Genomic DNA, 18,087 nt, shown 5'->3' on the forward strand with positions numbered 1-18,087 from the left:
TCACGAGACGACGAAGGCCCCGCTCGCGGGGCCTTCGTCGTCGGTGGGTGCTCGCGAGTCAGAACCAGTCCGACTCGCGAATCTCCTTCATCGCGAGACGCCGTTCGGCCTTCTCGAGGCGGTCGATGTACAGCAGACCGTCGAGATGGTCGGTCTCGTGCTGGAGGGCTTGGGCCATGAGCCCCGTGCCCGAAACCTCGATCTCATTGCCGTCGAGGTCGATGCCGCGCACGCGGGCGAACGGATGCCGCGGCGTCTTGTGCCAGAGCCCGGGAACCGAGAGGCATCCCTCGTCGATGAGCTCCTTCTCACCGGTGACCTCGACGATCTCGGGGTTCAGGATGTAGCCGACTTCACCGTCGACGTTGTAACTGAACGCCCGCAGGTTCACGCCGATCTGCGAGGCCGCCACACCTGCGCGGCCGGGAATTCTCACGCTGTCGAGCAGATCGGTCACGAGTGCGCGCACACGCTCGTCGGCCTGTTCGACGGGGGCGGAGACGGTCTTCAAGACAGGGTCGCCGAACAGGCGAATGGGTCGTTCGGGCAATGGTTCTCCGTTCAGTGCTCGCGCTCGGCGGGCATGCCTTCCACCACGAGCGCCGCGAGCTCACGAGCCGCGTGCTGGGTGACGGGGCGCAGTTCGTGCCAGTTCACGACGGAACCGGCCGCGAGCTGCGGGTCGTAGGGAATGCGCACGATCTCGCGCACCCTGGACTGGAAATGCGCCTCGATCTCGTCGACCTTGACGAGGTGCGTGCCCTGGGTGGCGAGGTTGATCGCCACGATGGCATTGCGCACGAGTTCGCCGTATCCGTTGGCCTCGAGCCACGTCAGCGTCTCGGACGCGAGACGGGCCTCGTCGACGCTGCCGCCCGAGACGATCACGACCGAGTCGGCACGCTGGAGCGTGGCACGCATGACGGAGTGCACGATGCCGGTGCCGCAATCGGTGAGCACGATCGAGTAGTACCGGGCGGCAAGACCGGCGACGACGTTGTAGTCATTGTCGTCGAACGCCTCGGACAGGGTCGGATCGGTGTCGGAGGCGAGGATGTCCAGACGAGTCTCATCGCGCGAGACGAATCTGGAGAAGTCGGTGTATCCGCCGATCGACGAGGCCTTCGCCACCACGTCGCGCACGGTCTCACGGGTCTGGCGGTCGACACGCTCGGCGAGGGTGCCGCGGTCGGGATTGGCATCGATCGCGATGATGCGGTCGTCGCGTGCGTTGGCGAGGGCCATTCCGAGCAGCGCGGTGATCGTCGTCTTACCGACCCCGCCCTTCCGGGTGAGCACCGGCACGAAGCGCGCGCCACCCTCGAAGCGCTTCTGGATGCGCTGGCTCATGGCCTTGTGCGCTTGCACCTTCGCCGAGTCGCCGAGGTTGACGAGGTGGAGGGATGCCTCGTAGACGAACCGGTTGACGCCGCCCTGCGGCGCGGGTCGCGTCGTGCGATTCAAGTCGATGAGCCGGTCGGCCGTCAGCGAGTCCGCTGTTTCGGGCACCTCTGCCCTGGGCTGCGGCTCGCCGGGGACGTCGACGACCGCGACGTGGCTGCCGGTATCGGTGCTGACCCGCTCGCGGCGGAGTTTCGATGCGTCGGCGGCGAGCAGCGCGCCGTACGGCGAAGGCTCGCGCCGCGCGGCACCGCGGTATCCGGCACCGGCGAGGGCCGGCGTGATCACCTCGACGGAGGTGGTACTGCTGCCACCGCCGACCAGGCTGCCCGGATTGACCGCGACATCGTCGATCGCCACTGCGACCTCGTCGTCGGGCATCTCGTGCACCGGCGCCGGCGGCAGGTCGACCCGAACGTTCGGGTTCTCTGCCAGCTCCGCACCCGAGTGCGCCCCGGTCGCGGCCAACCTGCGGCCGCGATCCAGTGCCGACGTACGTGTTGCCGAACCGCGACGCGTCGCAGCTTCTTCTTCGAACTTGTCTTCAGCCACCGATACCCCTCCTCATCAGTGTCAACCAACGCCCAGCCTAGCGCGGGCGCACCACGACGAGCAGGTCACCTGCTTCGACCTGCTGCGTCTTGGGTATCGCGACCCGCTCGACGACGCCCGCGATGGGCGAGGTGATCGCAGCCTCCATCTTCATCGCCTCGATCGAGGCGACGCTCTGGCCGGCCGCGATCTCGGCGCCGGCCTCGACCTGGAGGGTCACCACGCCGGAGAACGGCGCGGCGATCTGCCCAGGCTGCGAGGCATCCGCCTTCTCGGCCGTACGGGTCTCGACGACGATGGCGCGATCCCGGACGAAGACCGGCCGAAGCTGGCCGTTCAGGATGGTCATGACGGTGCGCATGCCCTTGTCGTCGGCTTCGCCGATCGCCTCGAGCCCCGCGTAGAGGCGCACCCCCGTGTCGATCTCGACGACGTGCTCGGCGCCCTGGCGAAGGCCGTACAGGTAGTCGGCCGTGTCGACGACCGAGAGGTCGCCGAACAGCTCCCGGATTTGCTCGTACTGGCGCGTGGGCGCCGGGAAGAGGAGGGCGTTCAGCGTTGCTCGTCGCGTCGCACTGTCGGCCTCGAGCGCCTCGCGCTGTTCGGCGGTGAGCTCGGTGACGCCGATGCGGATGTCTTTGCCCGCGAGCACCTTGGTGCGGAACGGCTCCGGCCATCCGCCGGGCAGGTCGCCGAGCTCGCCGGCCATGAATCCGATCACGGAGTCGGGAACGTCGTACTTCTCGGGGTTCGCGGCGAAGTCGGCGGGATCGGCCTTGACCGCTGCCAGGTGGAGGGCGAGGTCGCCGACGACCTTCGAGGACGGCGTCACCTTCGGCACCCGGCCGAGGATGTGATCGGCAGCCGCGTACATGTCTTCGATGAGTTCGAAGTCGTCGGCCAGGCCCAGCGCGATCGCCTGCTGTCGGAGGTTCGAGAGCTGACCGCCCGGGATCTCGTGGCGGTACACACGGCCCGTGGGGCCGGGCAGACCCGACTCGAACGGGCGGTAGAGGCGGCGCACGGCCTCCCAATAGGGCTCGAGGTCGGAGACGGCGTCGAGCGAGATACCGGTGTCGCGTTCGGTGTGCGCAAGTGCGGCGACGAGCGACGACGCCGATGGCTGGCTCGTGGTGCCCGCCATCGGTGCGCTCGCGACGTCGACGGCGTCGACGCCCGCGCGGCTCGCCGCGAGCAACGTCGCCAGCTGACCGCCGGCGGTGTCGTGAGTGTGCAGGTGCACCGGCAGGTCGAACCGTTCGCGGAGCGCCGTCACGAGCTTCTCAGCGGCGGTCGGCCGCAAGAGGCCGGCCATGTCCTTGATCGCGAGCACGTGCGCCCCGGCGTCGACGATCTGCTCGGCGAGCCCGAGGTAGTAGTCGAGCGTGTAGAGATCTTCGGCCGGATCGAGCAGATCGCCCGTGTAGCACAACGCGACCTCGGCGACGGCGTGCCCGGTCGAGAGCACCGAATCGATCGCCGGACGCATCTGCGAGACGTCGTTGAGCGCGTCGAAGATGCGGAAGATGTCGACGCCGGTGTCCGCGGCCTCGCGCACGAACGCATCGGTGACCTCGGTCGGATACGGCGTGTACCCGACCGTGTTGCGACCGCGGAGGAGCATCTGGATGTTGATGTTGGGCAGCGTCTGCCTGAGCGCAGCGAGGCGCTCCCAAGGGTCTTCGCCGAGGAAACGGAGGGCGACGTCGTAGGTCGCACCGCCCCACGCTTCGACCGAGAGCAGCTCGGGCGTCATACGGGCGACGTACGGTGCGACGGCCACGAGGTCGCGGGTGCGTACGCGGGTCGCGAGGAGCGACTGGTGCGCATCGCGGAACGTCGTCTCGGTCACGGCGAGCGGCGTCTGCGCGCGAAGCGCCTGTGCGAAGCCGACCGGGCCGAGTTCGAGGAGACGCTGTCGCGATCCCGCCGGTGCCGGGGTCGTGAGATCGATCGCGGGCAACTTCTCAACAGGGCTGACGGTGGTCGGCGCGGCACCGTTCGGCTGGTTCACCGTGACATCCGCGAGCCAATTCAGGATCTTGGTGCCACGGTCCTTCGAAACGCGGCCGCGCACGAGCTGTGGTCGCTCGTCGATGAACGAGGTGCTGAGGTCACCGGCAACGAACGCCGGGTCTTCGAGCACCGCCTGCAGGAACGAGATGTTCGTCGAGACGCCGCGGATGCGGAACTCGGCGAGGGCGCGCTTGGCGCGTGCCACCGCGGCCGGGTAGTCGCGTCCGCGGCATGTGAGCTTCGCGAGCATCGAGTCGAAGTGGGGGCTGATCTGGGCACCCGGGTTGATCGTTCCGCCATCGAGGCGGATGCCGGCGCCACCGGGCGACCGGTACGTGGTGATCTTGCCGGTGTCGGGCCGGAACCCAGCCGTCGGGTCTTCAGTCGTGATGCGGCACTGCAGTGCGGCACCCCGGAGCCGGATCGAGTCCTGCGTCAAGCCGAGGTCGGACAGCGACTCGCCCGCCGCGATGCGGATCTGCGAGACCACGAGGTCGACATCGGTGACCTCTTCGGTGACCGTGTGCTCGACCTGGATGCGCGGATTCATCTCGATGAAGACATGCTCGCCGGCGCGCTCCCCTGCCGTGTCGAGGAGGAACTCCACCGTGCCGGCGTTCACGTAACCGATCGACTTCGCGAAGGCGATCGCGTCGCGGTAGAGCGAGCGGCGCACCTCGTCGGAGAGGTTCGGGGCCGGCGCGATCTCGATGACCTTCTGGTGGCGGCGCTGCACCGAGCAGTCGCGTTCGAAGAGGTGCACCGTCTCGCCCGAGGCATCCGCGAGCACCTGCACCTCGATGTGACGGGGCCGCAGCACCGCCCGCTCGAGGAACATCGTCGAGTCGCCGAAGGCGCTGTCGGCCTCGCGCATCGCCTCTTCGAGGGCCGCGCGCAGATCATCTTTCGTGCCCACCCGGCGCATGCCGCGCCCGCCGCCGCCGGCGACGGCCTTGGCGAAGATCGGGAAGCCGACCTCGTCGGCTTGGCTGATGAGGGTCTCGATGTCGCGCGAGGGCGGCGTCGACTTCAGCACCGGTACGCCTGCGGCGATCGCATGCTCTTTCGCGGTGACCTTGTTGCCCGCCATCTCGAGGACCCGCTTCGGCGGACCGATGAAGGTGATACCCGCCACCTCGGCGGCCTGCGCGAGCTCGGGGTTCTCCGAGAGGAATCCGTAACCCGGGTAGATCGCATCGGCGCCCGACAGCTTCGCCACACGGATGATCTCGGTGACATCGAGGTATGCGCGCACCGGATGCCCCGGCTCGCCGATCTGGTACGCCTCGTCGGCCTTCAGGCGGTGCAGTGAGTTGCGGTCCTCGAATGGGTACACCGCGACCGTCTTCGCACCGAGCTCGACAGCGGCCCGGAACGCTCGGATGGCGATCTCGCCGCGATTGGCAACCAGGATCTTCGTGAACATGCAGACCTTTCAGACGGGTTTCCGCACAGCGAACGTTTAGGTTTCGCCCGAGTAGTAAAGGTAACGTATCTGTTCGTGCACGTACTCAGCGTCAGTTCTCTGAAGGGCGGTGTCGGCAAGACGACCGTCACCCTCGGACTGGCGTCCGCAGCGTTCGCTCGCGGCGTCCGTACCCTCGTCGTCGACCTCGACCCGCAGTCCGACGTTTCGACCGGCATGGACATCCAGGTTGCGGGCCATCTCAACGTCGCCGACGTGCTCGCTTCCCCGAAAGAGAAGATCGTTCGTTCGGCCATCGCGCCGAGCGGATGGGCTCGATCGAACCCGCAATCGACGATCGACGTGATGATCGGCAGCCCGTCGGCCATCAACTTCGACGGGCCGCACCCGTCGATCCGCGATATCTGGAAGCTCGAAGAAGCGCTCGCGAACGTCGAAGCCGACTACGAACTCGTGCTCATCGACTGCGCGCCGTCGCTGAACGCGCTGACCCGCACCGCATGGGCCGCGAGCGACCGGGTGGCAGTCGTCACCGAGCCAGGGCTCTTCTCCGTCGCGGCGGCCGACCGGGCGCTCCGGGCGATCGAAGAGATCCGCCGTGGCTTGTCACCTCGACTGCAGCCGCTCGGCATCATCGTGAACCGCGCGCGCGTGCAGTCGCTCGAGCACCAGTTCCGCATCAAGGAGCTGCGCGACATGTTCGGCCCGCTCGTGCTCTCGCCCCAGCTGCCCGAGCGCACCTCGCTGCAGCAGGCGCAGGGTGCCGCGAAGCCGCTGCACATGTGGCCCGGTGAGAGTGCCGAAGAGATGTCGGCGCACTTCGACCAGTTGCTCGAACGCGTGCTGCGCACCGCGCGCATCGGCGAGTTCGCCGGCCTGCCGCTCGACGGCCCGACACCTTTCGGCTGAGACAGGCCGCTCCCCCGGGCACTCCGTCGCGCGGACGCTCAGTCGCGGCGGCCGGCCGCGCGATCGTCAGGAGATCTTGCGCGGGCGTTCGCTGCGTCGTGCAGCGAGCTCGTCGAGCGGATCGGCCGACTGCGTGTCGATCTCGACGAGCGTCGACTCGACCTCTCGCAGCACCTTGCCGACCGCGATGCCGAACACACCTTGTCCGCGGTTGACGAGGTCGATGACTTCATCGTCTGATGTGCAGAGGTACACGCTCGCGCCGTCGCTCATGAGCGTCGTCTGGGCGAGGTCGTCGATGCCCGATTCTCGGAGTTGGGAGACGGCCGTGCGTATCTGCTGGAGCGAGATGCCGGTGTCGAGCAGCCGCTTCACGAGCTTCAGCACGAGGATGTCGCGGAATCCGTAGAGCCGCTGCGTTCCGGAACCCGCTGCGCCGCGCACCGTCGGTTCGACGAGTTGCGTGCGCGCCCAGTAGTCGAGCTGTCGATAGCTGATGCCTGCGGCTCGAGCCGCGACGGCGCCGCGATACCCGACGGCGTCGTCGTGCACCGGCATGCCATCGGTGAAGAGCAACCCGAGGTCGTAGCGCGAGCGTGGAGTCCGGTCGAGCTTGCTCATCCGATTCGCCCCTCACTCTCGCGCCGGCACCCCGTCGACGCGAGTTCCACGCTACCGAGGCGGGCGGGCTCTGTCGAACACATCGGGCCGAACGTCACGGCGTGTCGCGACATCATCTCGCGGGGCGGCCGAGCGAGGCGCGCACGACGCTCGCGTGCACCGCCTCGAGATGACCCGCGAGCTCGAGACCGTGCTCGACGGCACGAGCCTTGTCTGCGGCATCCGCTCGTCGCGACGGTGCGATCGCGCGCTCGACGAGTGCCGCCTCGCGCTCGGCCGCGGCTCGTACTCCGCGGAGATGGCGCGGCTCGATGCCCACCGCGCGAAGCGCCACGAGAGAGCGGAGCACCCCGAGCGCCTCGTCGCCGTAGTACTCGGCGGCAGGCAGCAGCGAGGTCGAGACGGCGTCGTCGAGCAGCGCACTCGTCGCGCCGGCCTGTGCGATGAGTTCGTCGCGTCGGAACCTGCGGGCACCGGCGAGGAACGCCGCGGCACTCGTCGCCCCCGGTAGTGCCGGCGTCTCACCCGCATCGATCGCCTCGAGGTGCGTGCGAATCACCTTGAGCGGCAGGTAGTGGTCGCGTTGCATCGACAGCACGACCGTGATGCGCTCGACATCGACGGTGGAGAACTTGCGATAGCCCGCCGCGGTGCGCGCCGGGGAGACGAGACGTTGCTCTTCGAGGAACCGCAGCTTCGACGGAGTCAGCTCGGGGAATTCGGGCTGGAGTCGGGCGAGAACCTGCCCGATGCCCAGCAGTGGCGCCTGGCCGCTCGCGCGCGTGGACGCAGCGGGAGCTGCCACTATTCGCTCGCCACCGGAGCCAGGTCGCGTCGCGAGGCGTAGAACGTGAGGCGGAACTTGCCGATCTGCACCTCTGCACCATCGCTCAGGAGGGCCGTCTCGATGCGCACGCCGTCGTAGTAGGTGCCGTTCAGCGAGCTGAGGTCGCGCACCTCGAACGCGGTGCGATGCCTGACGAATTCCGCATGCTTCCGCGAGACGGTCACGTCGTCGAGGAAGATGTCGGCGTCTGGGTGACGGCCGACGACCGTGACGTCGGTGTCGAGGAGGAATCGGGCGCCGCTGTTCGGGCCCCGACGAACGATGAGCAACGCCGACCCCGAGGGCAGCGCAGAGATCGCCTCCTGCTCTTCGGCAGTGATGTCGGCGTCGAGTGCGCTCAATTGCGCCGCCGTCTCACGGCTGAAGCCGATGGTCGTATCGGTCGCACCGTCGACCGCAGCATGCGTCGACGTTGTCGTCGACGGTTCACCACCGGTCTCGCTCGTACCACCGGCCTGAGTGATGTCGGAATCCGCCACACTAACCTCCCTGTCCCAGCGTATCCGATCGAGGCTCGTCTGCCACCCGCGGAATGCGGATGACGCGAGCGGTCTCGATCGCGTAGATGATCCCGGCCCACCAGTAGAGGAACGCCCCCCACAGGGTGATCGCCCAGCCGACCGGCTGGCTGATGTCGGCGACGACCGGGAATGCAAGCCCGAGCATGATCACGGGCAGACCGAAGAACAGCGCGAAGGTCGCGACCTTGCCGAGCTGATGCACTGGCAGCGGCCCGTATCCGTGGTTTGCGAGCACGACGCCGAGGGTGAGGAGGAAGACGTCTCGCGCGACGATGACGACGACGATCCACCACGGCACGAGGCCCTGGGCGGCGAGCCCCACGAGAGCGGCGAAGATGTACAGCCGATCGGCGGCAGGGTCGAGCAACTGCCCGAGTCTGGTCACCTGCCCGAGGCGCCTCGCGAGGTATCCGTCGAGCAGGTCGGTGAAGCTCGCGACGATCAGCACGACGAGCGAGACGACGTAGTCGCCGCGCACGAGGAAGACGAGGAAGACGGGAACGAGGGCGAGTCTGAGCATGCTGAGGATGTTCGGGATCGTCCAGATCTCCGAACCGACCACCCCCCCGCGCTCCCCAGCCACGACACGATCCTATCGATCCGTAGAATGCAGCCATGACTCCACTGCTCGTGTGTCTCCTGATCTGTGCCGCGATCGCGCTCGCGACGTGGCTCGCTTCGATCATCACTCGCGAGTACTCGTGGGTCGACCGCATCTGGTCGATCGCCCCGATCGCCTACGTCTGGGTCTTCGCGGCTGCGAGCGGATTCGACGCGCGGCTCGTGCTGATGGCGGCACTCGTGAGTGCGTGGGGCATCCGTCTGACCCTCAATTTCGCCCGCAAGGGCGGCTATCGCCCCGGCGGCGAGGACTACCGCTGGGCAGTGCTGCGCGGGCGGATGTCGCGCGCGCAGTTCGCTACGTTCAACCTGTTGTTCATCTCGATCTACCAGAACGCGATCATCCTGCTCATCTGCCTTCCTGCGTACACCGTCTTCGAGGCCGGCGCGTCACCGCTCGGGGCCGGCGACGCAGTGCTCGCGATCGTGTTCCTGGCATTCCTCGCCGGGGAGACCATGGCCGACCACCAGCAGTGGGTGTTCCACCGGTGGAAGGCCGCAGAGCGCGCAGCGGGTCGCACGCCGCAGGCCGGATTCCTGCAGACTGGCTTGTTCCGGGTCTCGCGGCACCCGAACTTCTTCTTCGAGCAGGCGCAATGGTGGGTCTTCTACGGGTTCGCCGTGACCGCGACGGGTGCATGGCTGCACTGGAGCATCGCCGGGGCCGTACTGCTGACGACGCTCTTCATCGGATCCACGATCTTCACCGAGTCGATCTCGCGCTCGAAGTACCCCGACTACGACGAGTACCGATCGCGCACGTCGCCGATCGTGCCGTGGTTCCCGCGGGCTGCGAATTCGCAGGTCGGCGAGCGCATCACCTGATCCGGCGGCTCAGAGTCTCGCGGCGAGGCCGGGCCAGGCTTCAGCGAACCGCGGATGCAGCGCGAGCTCGGTGACCCGATCGGCAGTGATCCAACGCAACTCGATGCTCTCGGGGTCGCTCACGACCGGCTCGAATCGTTCGGTGGCATCGGCGACGACCGTCGTGTACGACCAGTATCCGAGGTCGAGCACGGTGCTGAAACGCACCTTGAGAAGTTCGGGCGTCACGCCCGCCTCTTCGCCGGCCTCGCGGACGGCCGCCTCGACAGCGGTTTCGTGCTCGTGCCGCGCGCCGCCGGGGATCCCCCAGGTGCCGCCGAAGTGGCTCCACACCGCACGGTGCTGGAGCAGCACCTCTCGCGTCGGGCTGACGACGAGTAGCCCCGCCGCGCCGTACCTGCCCCAATACCGTGCGCCGTCGGGACCTTCGACCCATTCGTCGCCGCTCGCTGCGCTCATGACTCCAGCATGACGCACGCGCCGCGAGCGCACGGCCCGCCCGTAGGCTGGTGACATGAACGGCGAGTCACCGGTGCGCGTCGACGCCTGGCTGTGGGCGGTGCGCCAGTTCAAGACGCGATCTGCCGCGACGGCCGCATGCCGCGCGGGACATGTGCGGGTCAACGGTGAACGCGCGAAGGCGGCGCAGCCCGTACGACCGGGCGACGAGGTGCGCGTTCGCATCGACGGATTCGATCGCATGCTCGTCGTGCGTCAGACCCTCGTCAAGCGCGTGTCGGCGACGCTCGCAGCTGCGGCGGTCGACGATCGCACGCCGCCCCCGCCGCCTCGCGAGACCGTGGCCGTCGTCGCCACGCGCGACCGTGGCGCCGGCCGCCCCACCAAACGCGAGCGACGAGACCTCGATCGCCTCCGCGGACACTGAACACCCACGGCGTAGCCTGAGCAAGTGCACAAGGAACTCAGCCACGACCCCGACGCGCGCCGCTACGTGCTCCTGGTCGACGGAGACATCGCGAGCGTGCTCGATTATCGGGTGCTCGGCGACTCGGTCGCGTTCACCCGGACCTTCACGAACCCGCCGTACCGCGGCAACGGCCTGGCCGGGGAGCTCGTCGAATTCGCGGCCGACGACGTCGAGGCGACCTCGACGCGCCACATCGTGCCGAGCTGCTGGTACGTCGGCGAGTGGTTCGACCGGCATCCGGATCGCGCCGCTCTGCTCGACCCTCGCGCGGTGTGAACGGCGAAACCGTTCGGACGGACGACGAAGTCGAAGCGCAGGCGTCGCTCGCAATTCTGCCCGAACGGTCGATCGCACCGGTGTCGACGGCGAACCTCATCACGGGGTGCCGACGACGACGACCGTCAACGCTTGCGGTGCGTGGCGTCGCTCACCGCGTCGCTTCCGCTGCGGTTCTCGACCTTCGCCTTCTTGTCGGCGCGCTTCTCTTTGAGGGTCTTGCTGGCAGCCGTCTTGGATGACGACTTCTTCGGCGACTTGTCTGACATGGATTTGCCCTTTGATCGGAGGCCCGGACGGCCCCGTGCGGCAACCATACGCGAGATGGGTCGGCGTCAGTACCAGTTCATCGACTGGGAGTGCGACCACGCGCTGCACGGCGTGCCGTAGCCACGCGCGATGTAGTCGAGGCCCCAGCTGATCTGGGTCGCGGCGTTGGACTGCCAGTCGGCGCCGGCGGTGGCCATCTTGCTACCGGGCAGCGACTGCGGGATGCCGGTGGCGCCGCTCGAGGCGTTGTAGGCGGTGTACGACCAGCCCGACTCCTTCTGCCAGAGCTGGTTCAGGCACTGGAACTGCGAGTCGTTCCATCCGTACTTCGACGCGCCCAGAGCACGGGCAGTCGCACGTGCCCCGTCAGGGGTGTTGGCTTGCGCGAGTGCCGCGGCCGCGACGGCGGCCTGCTCGGCCTCGATGCGGTCGAACTCCGCGGCCGCGGCGGCGGCCTTCGCGGTCTCGTCACGAGTCTGCTTCGTGAGGTCGACGATGGAGTCGAGCGGCAACTGCTCGTAGTCACCCAGCGAGGCGACGGATGCCGCGAGCCCACTGGAATCGACCTTGCCGTCCACAGCGGCGAGCGTGACATTGGCTGCGGTGATCGTGTCCTGCGCGCTGTTGCGCGTGCGGGCCTCGGCGATCGCGCTGTACGCTCCGAGTTGCTCCTGGTGCACGCCGGTCGATGCACTGAGCGCGGCCGTCGCGTCGATGCTCGCCTGCGTGACGACGCCTGCCTGCACCGCGAATCCACTGCCGACGACAACGCCGGTGGCGACGATGGCGCCGGCGACGATGAGTCGCTTGCGGCCGATTCGACGGCGGCGGATGCTGCGGCGCTGGTGGTGCTCTGCGGAGGCGGTTTCGGTTTCGGGCGTTGAGGTTTCGGGCGTTGAAGTAGTGTCGTTGCGCATAAGAGTGAGGTGCTCGGATCGGGTTTCTGTTGGGGGACGGCCCCCGAGCGAGGGCACAAGTCAGACACTCTGCCCTGAGTTTCTGAAGGGTTCCTCAGTTCTTCCTGTGTGGACCATGATGGTCGGCCGGCGGCGCCGCGATACTGGGAGGATGCCGACTGTCGACCGCCCTTTCGTTCCAGCCTCCGGCGCGCGATGCCCGTGCCTCAGCGGGTCCGTCTTCGGCGAGTGCTGCGGCCCCCTGCTCGCGGGGGCGACGGATGCCCCGACGGCCGCCCAGCTCATGCGCTCCCGCTACACGGCATTCGCGGTCGGCGACAGCCGCTACCTGCGATCGACGTGGCATCCGAGCACGCGTCCGGCAGTGCTCCACCTCGAGCACGAGCTGCGGTGGTATCGACTCGAGATCGTGGACACCGTTCGCGGTGGCCCCTTCGATCGGGACGGCGAGGTCGAGTTCCGTGCCTCATACCGTTCGGGCGGCGACCCGGGCGTGCTGCATGAACGGAGCCGGTTCATTCGCGACGGTCGCCGTTGGTTCTACCTCGACGGCGACGTCTGACGGTCGCCGAGCGCTCAGTCGCGTTCGTCTTCCGTGCTGAACCCGTCGCGCAGCGCTCGCTCCTCGGAGCCTTCGAGCTCTTCGAACACCGTGATCTGCAGGCCGGCGGGCGCGTCGAGGCGCGAGTTGAGCGATCGCCATGGCGTCACCACCGGTTCGGCGACGATCGCCGCCCCGGCGTCGGCGAGTCGGCGGGTGGTGCCCGCGCCGTCGGTGACCTCGAAGGCGAGCCGGATGCGCTGGCTCGCCACCCCGTCGGCCTCGAGTTCGTCGATGACGCGCTTGTGCGTCGGGTTCGCGATCTCGAGCGTCGCCCGACCCGCTTCGAGGATCGTGACGCGGTCGTCGCCGCCCTCGGCGTACGCCATGAGTTCGGGCATGCCGAGCGCGTCGCGGTAGAACGCGACGGCTCGCTCGTAATCGTCGGCCTCGATGACGACTCGCAACTGCAGGACCGGTGGATTGGCGGCATCCGTCATCTCTGCGTCATCCCAGACCGATGTCACGCGAACGCCGCGTCGTGCGCCACGGGCCAGCACCGCGTGGTCACGCCGATCGCGTCCCACACGTTGATCGTGATGATGAGCGAGACGAGCGCGGCTGCGCGCTCCTCACCGAAGACGGCGACGACGGCTGCGAGGTCCTCCTCGGGCACATGCGTCTCCGAGAGGCGCGTGATCGACTCGGTCAGGTGCAGGGCGGCGCGCTCGGCGGCGGTGAACAGCCCCGAGTCGCGCCAGACCACGACCGCGTGGAGCTTCTGCTCGGTGACACCGGCCGTGCGTGCATCTTTCGAGTGCAGGTCGACGCAGTAGACGCATCCGTTCAGTTGCGAGGCGCGCAACCGCACCATCTCACGCAACGCAGGGTCGACGCCGACGCGATCGAGCTCGGCGGTGGCGGCGTGGTCCAGCGAAGCGACCGCGCGCGAGAAGCGCGGGACGATCGCATCGAAGTCGAGGCGAACGGGGATGTCGACGAGTGCATCGGTGATGGTCATGACACCACGCTACGAACGATCGGCCCTCTGCTACAGTCCAATTCCATGTCGAGAACCTGGGTCATTCACGGCCTCGACCTGCACCTCGACCTCGATGCGCGTCGAAAGTCGTCGTCACTCGAAGAGGCGCTGCGCGCGGCAGTACGTGATGGCCGTCTCGAATCAGGCAGCCGGCTGCCCGCGAGCCGATCCCTCGCCGCCGACCTCGGCATCGCGCGCAACGTCGTGGCCGAGGTCTACGGGCGTCTTGCGGCGGAAGGGTGGCTCGAGACGCGGGTCGGCGCGGGCACCTGGGTCGGCGATCGCAGCGTCGGCGCAACCGCCGAGTCGGAGCGACCTCGCACACTCGGGCCCCTCGGTCTCGATCTGCGCGGCGGCATTCCGGATGCCTCGTCGTTCCCGCGTCGCGAGTGGGCGACGGCCGCCCGCCGGTCGGCGCTCGACGCGCCGGCTTCGACCTTCGGCTACGGCCCGCCCCGCGGCTCCCCCGCGCTTGCCTCCACGCTCGCTGAGTACGTCTCCCGCACCCGCGGAGTTTGGGCGCCTGCCGACCGGATCGCGGTCACGCGTGGCTTCGGCGCGGGTCTCGCAATGGTCGCGGGCGCCCTCGTGTCGCACGGCGCCCGACGCATCGCCGTCGAGGAGTACGGGCACGAGGCGCACCGACGCATCATCCGAGCCGCCGGACTCGAGGTCGTCGCCGTGCCGGTCGACCGCGACGGCGCAGTCGTCGCAGAGCTCGACGCGCTCGCCGTCGACGCCGTGCTCCTGACACCCGCTCACCAGTTCCCGACCGGTGCGGCACTGGCGCCCTCGAGGCGACTCGATGTGGTCACATGGGCCGAACGCGCCGGGGCGTTCATCGTCGAAGACGACTACGACGGCGAATTCCGCTACGACCGGCGCGCGATCGGCGCTCTGCAGGCCCTCGCTCCTGAGTCGGTGATCTACCTCGGCACCGCGTCGAAGAGCCTTGCGCCGGCCGTGGGGCTCGGTTGGGCGGTCGTCCCCGAGCGCCTCGCCTCCGCCTTCGACGAGCAACTGCTCGCGACGAGCGGTCTCGCCGATGTGCTGAACCAGTCGACACTCGACGCCTTCATGCGCGCGCACGAGTACGACCGCACCGTGCGGCGACGCCGAGCCGAGTACCGTGCACGGCGCGAGCGCCTCGAGGGCCGCGTCGCGGCAGAGCTCGAGGGATGCCGGGTCAGCGGGATGCGAGCCGGGCTGCACTGCCTGATCGAGTTGCCGGCCGGTGTCGACGAGCGTCGCGTCACCGCCGCAGCCGACCGGCTCGGCGTTCACCTCGATGGACTGCGCTCGTATCGCCACGGCCATGCGGCATCGTCACGTGGGCCTGCGATGGTCGTCGGGTACGGAGCGCCGCCGCCGCACCGGTTCGAGGCGGCGCTCGACCGCGCCTTCGCCGCCATCGGATCGGAACTCGAGCGCACGGCCCCCGTCGGGCGGGACTGAGCGGCGCCGCGCAGCGCGGCGCCGCGCAGCGCGGTGCATCGCAGCGCTGACGGCGCGCGACGTCAGCGCTCGAGCGCCTCGAAGAACGCGGCGAGGTGTCCCGCGAGCAGCTCGGGCTCCTCGTGCGCCATGAAGTGACCGCCCACGGTCGCCGGATGCCAGACTCGGATGTCACTGCACGCGCGTTCGGCGATGCTCTTCGGCATGTCGCGGATGATCGCCTCGGCACTGAGCGTGAACCCGGCCGGCACCGAGATCACGGGCCGGGGTCGGTTCGCCGGAAAGTCGAAGTACTGACGGAACGACGTGCCGATCGAACCGGTCGACCAGGAGAGGGTCGCGAGCGTGAGCAGGCTCTCGCGATCGAACCGGCGCTCGAGGTCGCCGCCGCCGTCGCTCCAGTCGCGCAGCTTGTCGATGATCCACGCGAGCAGGCCAGCCGGCGAATCGATGAGTGCAGCGCCGATCGTGTCGGGCCTCGTGCCCATGATCGCGCTGTAGCCCTGGTCGCCTTCGTCGAACGCAGCCTCGGCGTCGAGCAACCGCTGTTCGGCGTCGGTCACGGGCTCGGTGAACTCGGCCGGGAACGGCGGGTGGATCATGTAGAGCCCGAGCACGCGATCCGGGTACTTCGCGGCGATCCAGGCGGCCACCGTACCGCCGATGTCACCGCCGAACACCCCGAAGCGCGTCTCGCCGAGCAGTTGCAGCATGAGCTCCGCTATCAGATCGGCCATGGCCTCCCTGGTCAGCGGGTCATCTGGCAGTTCCGAGAAGAGGAAGCCGGGCATCGAGGGGATGACGAGGTCGAACCGGATGCCTCGAGCCACCCCTTCATCGTGCAGCGCGCGGGCGAGCGGCAGCATCTCGAGAAAGCTCGAGGGCCAGCCGTGCATGAGCAGGAGCGGCAGCACCGGCCCGCCGGCCGCACCGACGCTCATGCGCACGAAGTGCAGTCGAGTGCCGTGCACGACCGCCACGCGGTGGTCGAGGCGATTGAGCCCTGCCTCGACCGCGCTCCAGTCGAACCCGTGGGCCCACTCGGCGACGAGCCCCGAGAGATACGTGGGATCCACGCCCGCCGCCCAGGGGCGTTCACTGCTCGCCGTGACGAATCGCGTCTGCCGCAACCGCGTGCGCAACTCGTCGAGCTCGCCCGCGGAGACGTTGATCTCGAACGGCTCGCCGACGCCCGTCATGCGCCGGCCTCCGCGGCACGATCGAGTGCGAGGTAGGCGCGTTCGACGGCGCCGACGAGCCCGTCGACGGGGATCGTCCAATCGTCGTGGGCCGCGAGCGCCTCGGCGGCCGTGAGACCGGCGTCGTGCGCCGCGCGGAATCGTTCGGCGATCAGCCGGAGCTCAGCGGCCTGCTGCTCGACGAACGCACGGTCGACGACCCTGCCATGACCCGGGATGACGCGGTCATCGTGCCGCATCCGAGCGACGAGCGACTCGAGCACGCCCGGCCAGTCGAGGGGGAAGCTGCCCGATCCGTACATCACCGGCCCGGACTCCTCGATGAGGTCGCCGAGGATCCACACCCGTTCGTCGGGCACGAACACCACGAGGTCGGTGTCGGTGTGCGCCGGCAGCTGTGGCAGCAGCTCGACGAGACGGCCCCCGAGGTCGAGCATCAGGGGTTCTGCGAGCGGATGCGTCGGGGCGGTGAGCACCACGTCGTCCCACTGCCGATCGGGCTCACGCGCGGGGTCGGCTCGCCAGGCGGCGAGCCGCGGGCCCTCGAATTCGGAGAAGTGCGCGTGGATGCGGGCATGGCCGTAGATCGCGGCATCCGTCGTCGTACCCGGCCCGAAGACCTGGTTGCCGAACGTGTGGTCGAAGTGCGCGTGGGTGTTGACGACCCAGCGCACCGGTCGTTCGAAATGGGCCCCGATGTCGGCGGCGAGTTCTTCGGCCTCGCTCGGCTGCACCCGGGTGTCGACGAGGAGGAGACCGTCATCCCCCTCGATCACGACGATCGAGATGTCGAACGGGTCGTACCGGCGCTGATGGATGCCGGGTGCGACGGTGCGCCAATCTGCCATGTCTCGAGACTAGCGATGCGCCATCGGCGAACGGACGCGGCGATCAAAGGGAATCCAGAGCTTCAGGTCGTAGCGTGGCATCCGTGACCCCGCTCGACGGAACGCCGCCAACCAGGCACGCCGCAACACCGCCCATGCTCACGGCGCGTGCGCAACGCACCCTCGAGACCATCGACGGCCAGACGCTCGATGAGATGCGCGCGCTCCGCGACGAGACCGAGCGATTCATGCTCCGGTATAAGTTCGGCATGGACGAGGTGATCACGAAGCTCTCGATCCTGCGCGAGGAGTTCAGCCAGACCCACGACTACAACCCCATCGAGCACATCTCGAGCCGGCTGAAGAGTCTCGACAGCGTCGTCGAGAAGATGCAGCGCAAGGGCATCGATCCCACGTTCGAGACGATCCGAGGCACGATCACCGACATCGCGGGCGTGCGGGTGACCTGCAGCTTCGTCTCCGACGCGTACCGTATCTTCGAGCTGCTCACGGCGCAGCGCGACATCCAGGTGATGCGGGTCAAGGACTACATCAAGGAGCCGAAGGCCAACGGCTACCAGAGCCTGCACGTCATCGTCGAGGTGCCGGTGTTCCTCTCCACGGGTGCGCACCCGGTGGCCGTCGAGGTGCAGATCCGCACGATCGCGATGGACTTCTGGGCGAGCCTCGAGCACAAGATCTACTACAAGTACGACCGGCAGGTGCCGCAGGAGCTGCTCGACGGGCTGACTGATGCCGCACACACGGCGGCCGAGCTCGATGCGCGCATGGAGCGGCTGCACCGCGAGGTGCACGGCTCCCCGCAACCCGCGGCGTCGGCACACGTCCACCCTGTCGAAGGCCAGGCGGGCATCGAGGTCTGAACAGGCGTC

At 68.5% G+C, this 18,087-nt stretch carries 21 protein-coding genes; 7 read left to right on the forward strand and 14 right to left on the reverse strand.

Features of this window, described 5'->3' with window-relative positions:
- Positions 1-58: 58 nt before the first annotated feature.
- From def to AC1C2S_RS19600, 3 genes are read right to left on the reverse strand one after another with little or no spacing between them, the layout of a single operon-like run.
- A complete protein-coding gene (gene def / locus AC1C2S_RS19590; RefSeq protein WP_495354266.1) occupies positions 59-550 on the reverse strand; it encodes a peptide deformylase in 492 nt (163 codons plus the stop codon).
- Between the two features lie 11 nt (positions 551-561).
- Positions 562-1,953, reverse strand: a complete 1,392-nt coding sequence (locus AC1C2S_RS19595; RefSeq protein ID WP_495354267.1) for a MinD/ParA family ATP-binding protein — start codon at positions 1,951-1,953, stop codon at positions 562-564.
- 37 nt (positions 1,954-1,990) lie between these two features.
- On the reverse strand, positions 1,991-5,395 hold the full coding sequence (locus tag AC1C2S_RS19600) for a pyruvate carboxylase (RefSeq protein ID WP_495354268.1): 3,405 nt from the start codon (positions 5,393-5,395) through the stop codon (positions 1,991-1,993).
- 75 nt (positions 5,396-5,470) lie between these two features.
- Here AC1C2S_RS19600 and AC1C2S_RS19605 point away from each other — a divergent pair, with 75 nt between their 5' ends.
- Positions 5,471-6,304 carry a ParA family protein gene (locus AC1C2S_RS19605; protein ID WP_495354269.1) on the forward strand — a complete coding sequence of 278 codons (834 nt, stop codon included), beginning with the start codon at positions 5,471-5,473 and terminating at the stop codon, positions 6,302-6,304.
- 66 nt (positions 6,305-6,370) lie between these two features.
- Here AC1C2S_RS19605 and AC1C2S_RS19610 read toward each other — a convergent pair whose 3' ends face one another.
- The 4 genes from AC1C2S_RS19610 to AC1C2S_RS19625 form a co-directional block, all read right to left on the reverse strand.
- Positions 6,371-6,925, reverse strand: coding sequence for a MerR family transcriptional regulator (locus AC1C2S_RS19610; protein WP_495354270.1), 555 nt, complete (start codon positions 6,923-6,925; stop codon positions 6,371-6,373).
- A 112-nt stretch (positions 6,926-7,037) separates the two neighbouring features.
- Entirely contained in the window at positions 7,038-7,730 is a 693-nt protein-coding gene (gene ftsR, locus AC1C2S_RS19615; protein WP_495354271.1) for a transcriptional regulator FtsR, read from the reverse strand.
- Positions 7,730-8,143, reverse strand: a complete 414-nt coding sequence (locus tag AC1C2S_RS19620; protein WP_495354430.1) for an FHA domain-containing protein — start codon at positions 8,141-8,143, stop codon at positions 7,730-7,732. Before AC1C2S_RS19620 ends, ftsR begins: the two co-directional genes overlap by 1 nt.
- 109 nt (positions 8,144-8,252) lie before the next feature.
- A complete protein-coding gene (locus AC1C2S_RS19625) occupies positions 8,253-8,876 on the reverse strand; it encodes a CDP-alcohol phosphatidyltransferase family protein (RefSeq protein WP_495354272.1) in 624 nt (207 codons plus the stop codon).
- A gap of 32 nt (positions 8,877-8,908) precedes the next feature.
- Here AC1C2S_RS19625 and AC1C2S_RS19630 point away from each other — a divergent pair, with 32 nt between their 5' ends.
- On the forward strand, positions 8,909-9,739 hold the full coding sequence (locus AC1C2S_RS19630; protein ID WP_495354273.1) for a DUF1295 domain-containing protein: 831 nt from the start codon (positions 8,909-8,911) through the stop codon (positions 9,737-9,739).
- 9 nt (positions 9,740-9,748) lie between these two features.
- On the opposite strand, the gene AC1C2S_RS19635 is transcribed toward AC1C2S_RS19630, so the two are convergent.
- Positions 9,749-10,198 carry an NUDIX domain-containing protein gene (locus AC1C2S_RS19635; RefSeq protein ID WP_495354274.1) on the reverse strand — a complete coding sequence of 150 codons (450 nt, stop codon included), beginning with the start codon at positions 10,196-10,198 and terminating at the stop codon, positions 9,749-9,751.
- Between the two features lie 55 nt (positions 10,199-10,253).
- On the opposite strand from AC1C2S_RS19635, the gene AC1C2S_RS19640 reads away from it, so the two are divergent.
- Positions 10,254-10,625, forward strand: a complete 372-nt coding sequence (locus AC1C2S_RS19640) for an RNA-binding S4 domain-containing protein (RefSeq protein ID WP_495354275.1) — start codon at positions 10,254-10,256, stop codon at positions 10,623-10,625.
- A 24-nt stretch (positions 10,626-10,649) separates the two neighbouring features.
- A complete protein-coding gene (locus AC1C2S_RS19645; protein ID WP_495354276.1) occupies positions 10,650-10,943 on the forward strand; it encodes a GNAT family N-acetyltransferase in 294 nt (97 codons plus the stop codon).
- 125 nt (positions 10,944-11,068) lie between these two features.
- Here the strand turns inward: AC1C2S_RS19645 and AC1C2S_RS19650 are convergent, their stop codons facing one another.
- Entirely contained in the window at positions 11,069-11,212 is a 144-nt protein-coding gene (locus AC1C2S_RS19650) for a hypothetical protein (RefSeq protein WP_495354277.1), read from the reverse strand.
- A gap of 66 nt (positions 11,213-11,278) precedes the next feature.
- Positions 11,279-12,130, reverse strand: a complete 852-nt coding sequence (locus AC1C2S_RS19655) for an aggregation-promoting factor C-terminal-like domain-containing protein (protein ID WP_495354278.1) — start codon at positions 12,128-12,130, stop codon at positions 11,279-11,281.
- A gap of 151 nt (positions 12,131-12,281) precedes the next feature.
- Between AC1C2S_RS19655 and AC1C2S_RS19660 the strand changes: the two genes are divergently transcribed.
- The gene (locus tag AC1C2S_RS19660; RefSeq protein WP_495354279.1) at positions 12,282-12,692 is read left to right on the forward strand and encodes a YchJ family protein; all 411 of its coding nucleotides are present in this window, start codon (positions 12,282-12,284) and stop codon (positions 12,690-12,692) included.
- Positions 12,693-12,706: 14 nt separating this feature from the next.
- On the opposite strand, the gene AC1C2S_RS19665 is transcribed toward AC1C2S_RS19660, so the two are convergent.
- Positions 12,707-13,198, reverse strand: a complete 492-nt coding sequence (locus tag AC1C2S_RS19665; RefSeq protein ID WP_495354280.1) for a VOC family protein — start codon at positions 13,196-13,198, stop codon at positions 12,707-12,709.
- A complete protein-coding gene (locus AC1C2S_RS19670; RefSeq protein ID WP_495354281.1) occupies positions 13,195-13,692 on the reverse strand; it encodes a carboxymuconolactone decarboxylase family protein in 498 nt (165 codons plus the stop codon). Before AC1C2S_RS19670 ends, AC1C2S_RS19665 begins: the two co-directional genes overlap by 4 nt.
- A gap of 45 nt (positions 13,693-13,737) precedes the next feature.
- Here AC1C2S_RS19670 and pdxR point away from each other — a divergent pair, with 45 nt between their 5' ends.
- On the forward strand, positions 13,738-15,168 hold the full coding sequence (pdxR, locus tag AC1C2S_RS19675) for a MocR-like pyridoxine biosynthesis transcription factor PdxR (RefSeq protein ID WP_495354282.1): 1,431 nt from the start codon (positions 13,738-13,740) through the stop codon (positions 15,166-15,168).
- Positions 15,169-15,230: 62 nt separating this feature from the next.
- On the opposite strand, the gene AC1C2S_RS19680 is transcribed toward pdxR, so the two are convergent.
- Positions 15,231-16,367: an epoxide hydrolase family protein gene (locus AC1C2S_RS19680; RefSeq protein WP_495354283.1), complete on the reverse strand. Its 1,137-nt coding sequence runs from the start codon at positions 16,365-16,367 to the stop codon at positions 15,231-15,233.
- On the reverse strand, positions 16,364-17,215 hold the full coding sequence (locus AC1C2S_RS19685) for an MBL fold metallo-hydrolase (protein ID WP_495354284.1): 852 nt from the start codon (positions 17,213-17,215) through the stop codon (positions 16,364-16,366). Before AC1C2S_RS19685 ends, AC1C2S_RS19680 begins: the two co-directional genes overlap by 4 nt.
- A gap of 134 nt (positions 17,216-17,349) precedes the next feature.
- On the opposite strand from AC1C2S_RS19685, the gene AC1C2S_RS19690 reads away from it, so the two are divergent.
- Positions 17,350-18,078 carry a GTP pyrophosphokinase gene (locus AC1C2S_RS19690; protein WP_495354431.1) on the forward strand — a complete coding sequence of 243 codons (729 nt, stop codon included), beginning with the start codon at positions 17,350-17,352 and terminating at the stop codon, positions 18,076-18,078.
- The last annotated feature ends 9 nt before the right edge of the window (positions 18,079-18,087 follow it).

This window comes from Agromyces sp. Y782, assembly GCF_059445405.1.

Excerpts from the sequence above, each read along its gene's own strand:
- AC1C2S_RS19600 (WP_495354268.1), bottom strand. The coding sequence starts at position 5,395 with ATGTTCACGAAGATCCTGGTTGCCAATCGCGGCGAGATCGCCATCCGA.
- AC1C2S_RS19610 (WP_495354270.1), bottom strand. The coding sequence starts at position 6,925 with ATGAGCAAGCTCGACCGGACTCCACGCTCGCGCTACGACCTCGGGTTG.
- AC1C2S_RS19630 (WP_495354273.1), top strand. The coding sequence starts at position 8,909 with ATGACTCCACTGCTCGTGTGTCTCCTGATCTGTGCCGCGATCGCGCTC.
- AC1C2S_RS19635 (WP_495354274.1), bottom strand. The coding sequence starts at position 10,198 with ATGAGCGCAGCGAGCGGCGACGAATGGGTCGAAGGTCCCGACGGCGCA.
- AC1C2S_RS19640 (WP_495354275.1), top strand. The coding sequence starts at position 10,254 with ATGAACGGCGAGTCACCGGTGCGCGTCGACGCCTGGCTGTGGGCGGTG.
- AC1C2S_RS19650 (WP_495354277.1), bottom strand. The coding sequence starts at position 11,212 with ATGTCAGACAAGTCGCCGAAGAAGTCGTCATCCAAGACGGCTGCCAGC.
- AC1C2S_RS19655 (WP_495354278.1), bottom strand. The coding sequence starts at position 12,130 with ATGCGCAACGACACTACTTCAACGCCCGAAACCTCAACGCCCGAAACC.
- AC1C2S_RS19660 (WP_495354279.1), top strand. The coding sequence starts at position 12,282 with ATGCCGACTGTCGACCGCCCTTTCGTTCCAGCCTCCGGCGCGCGATGC.
- AC1C2S_RS19670 (WP_495354281.1), bottom strand. The coding sequence starts at position 13,692 with ATGACCATCACCGATGCACTCGTCGACATCCCCGTTCGCCTCGACTTC.
- pdxR (WP_495354282.1), top strand. The coding sequence starts at position 13,738 with ATGTCGAGAACCTGGGTCATTCACGGCCTCGACCTGCACCTCGACCTC.
- AC1C2S_RS19680 (WP_495354283.1), bottom strand. The coding sequence starts at position 16,367 with ATGACGGGCGTCGGCGAGCCGTTCGAGATCAACGTCTCCGCGGGCGAG.
- AC1C2S_RS19685 (WP_495354284.1), bottom strand. The coding sequence starts at position 17,215 with ATGGCAGATTGGCGCACCGTCGCACCCGGCATCCATCAGCGCCGGTAC.
- AC1C2S_RS19690 (WP_495354431.1), top strand. The coding sequence starts at position 17,350 with ATGCTCACGGCGCGTGCGCAACGCACCCTCGAGACCATCGACGGCCAG.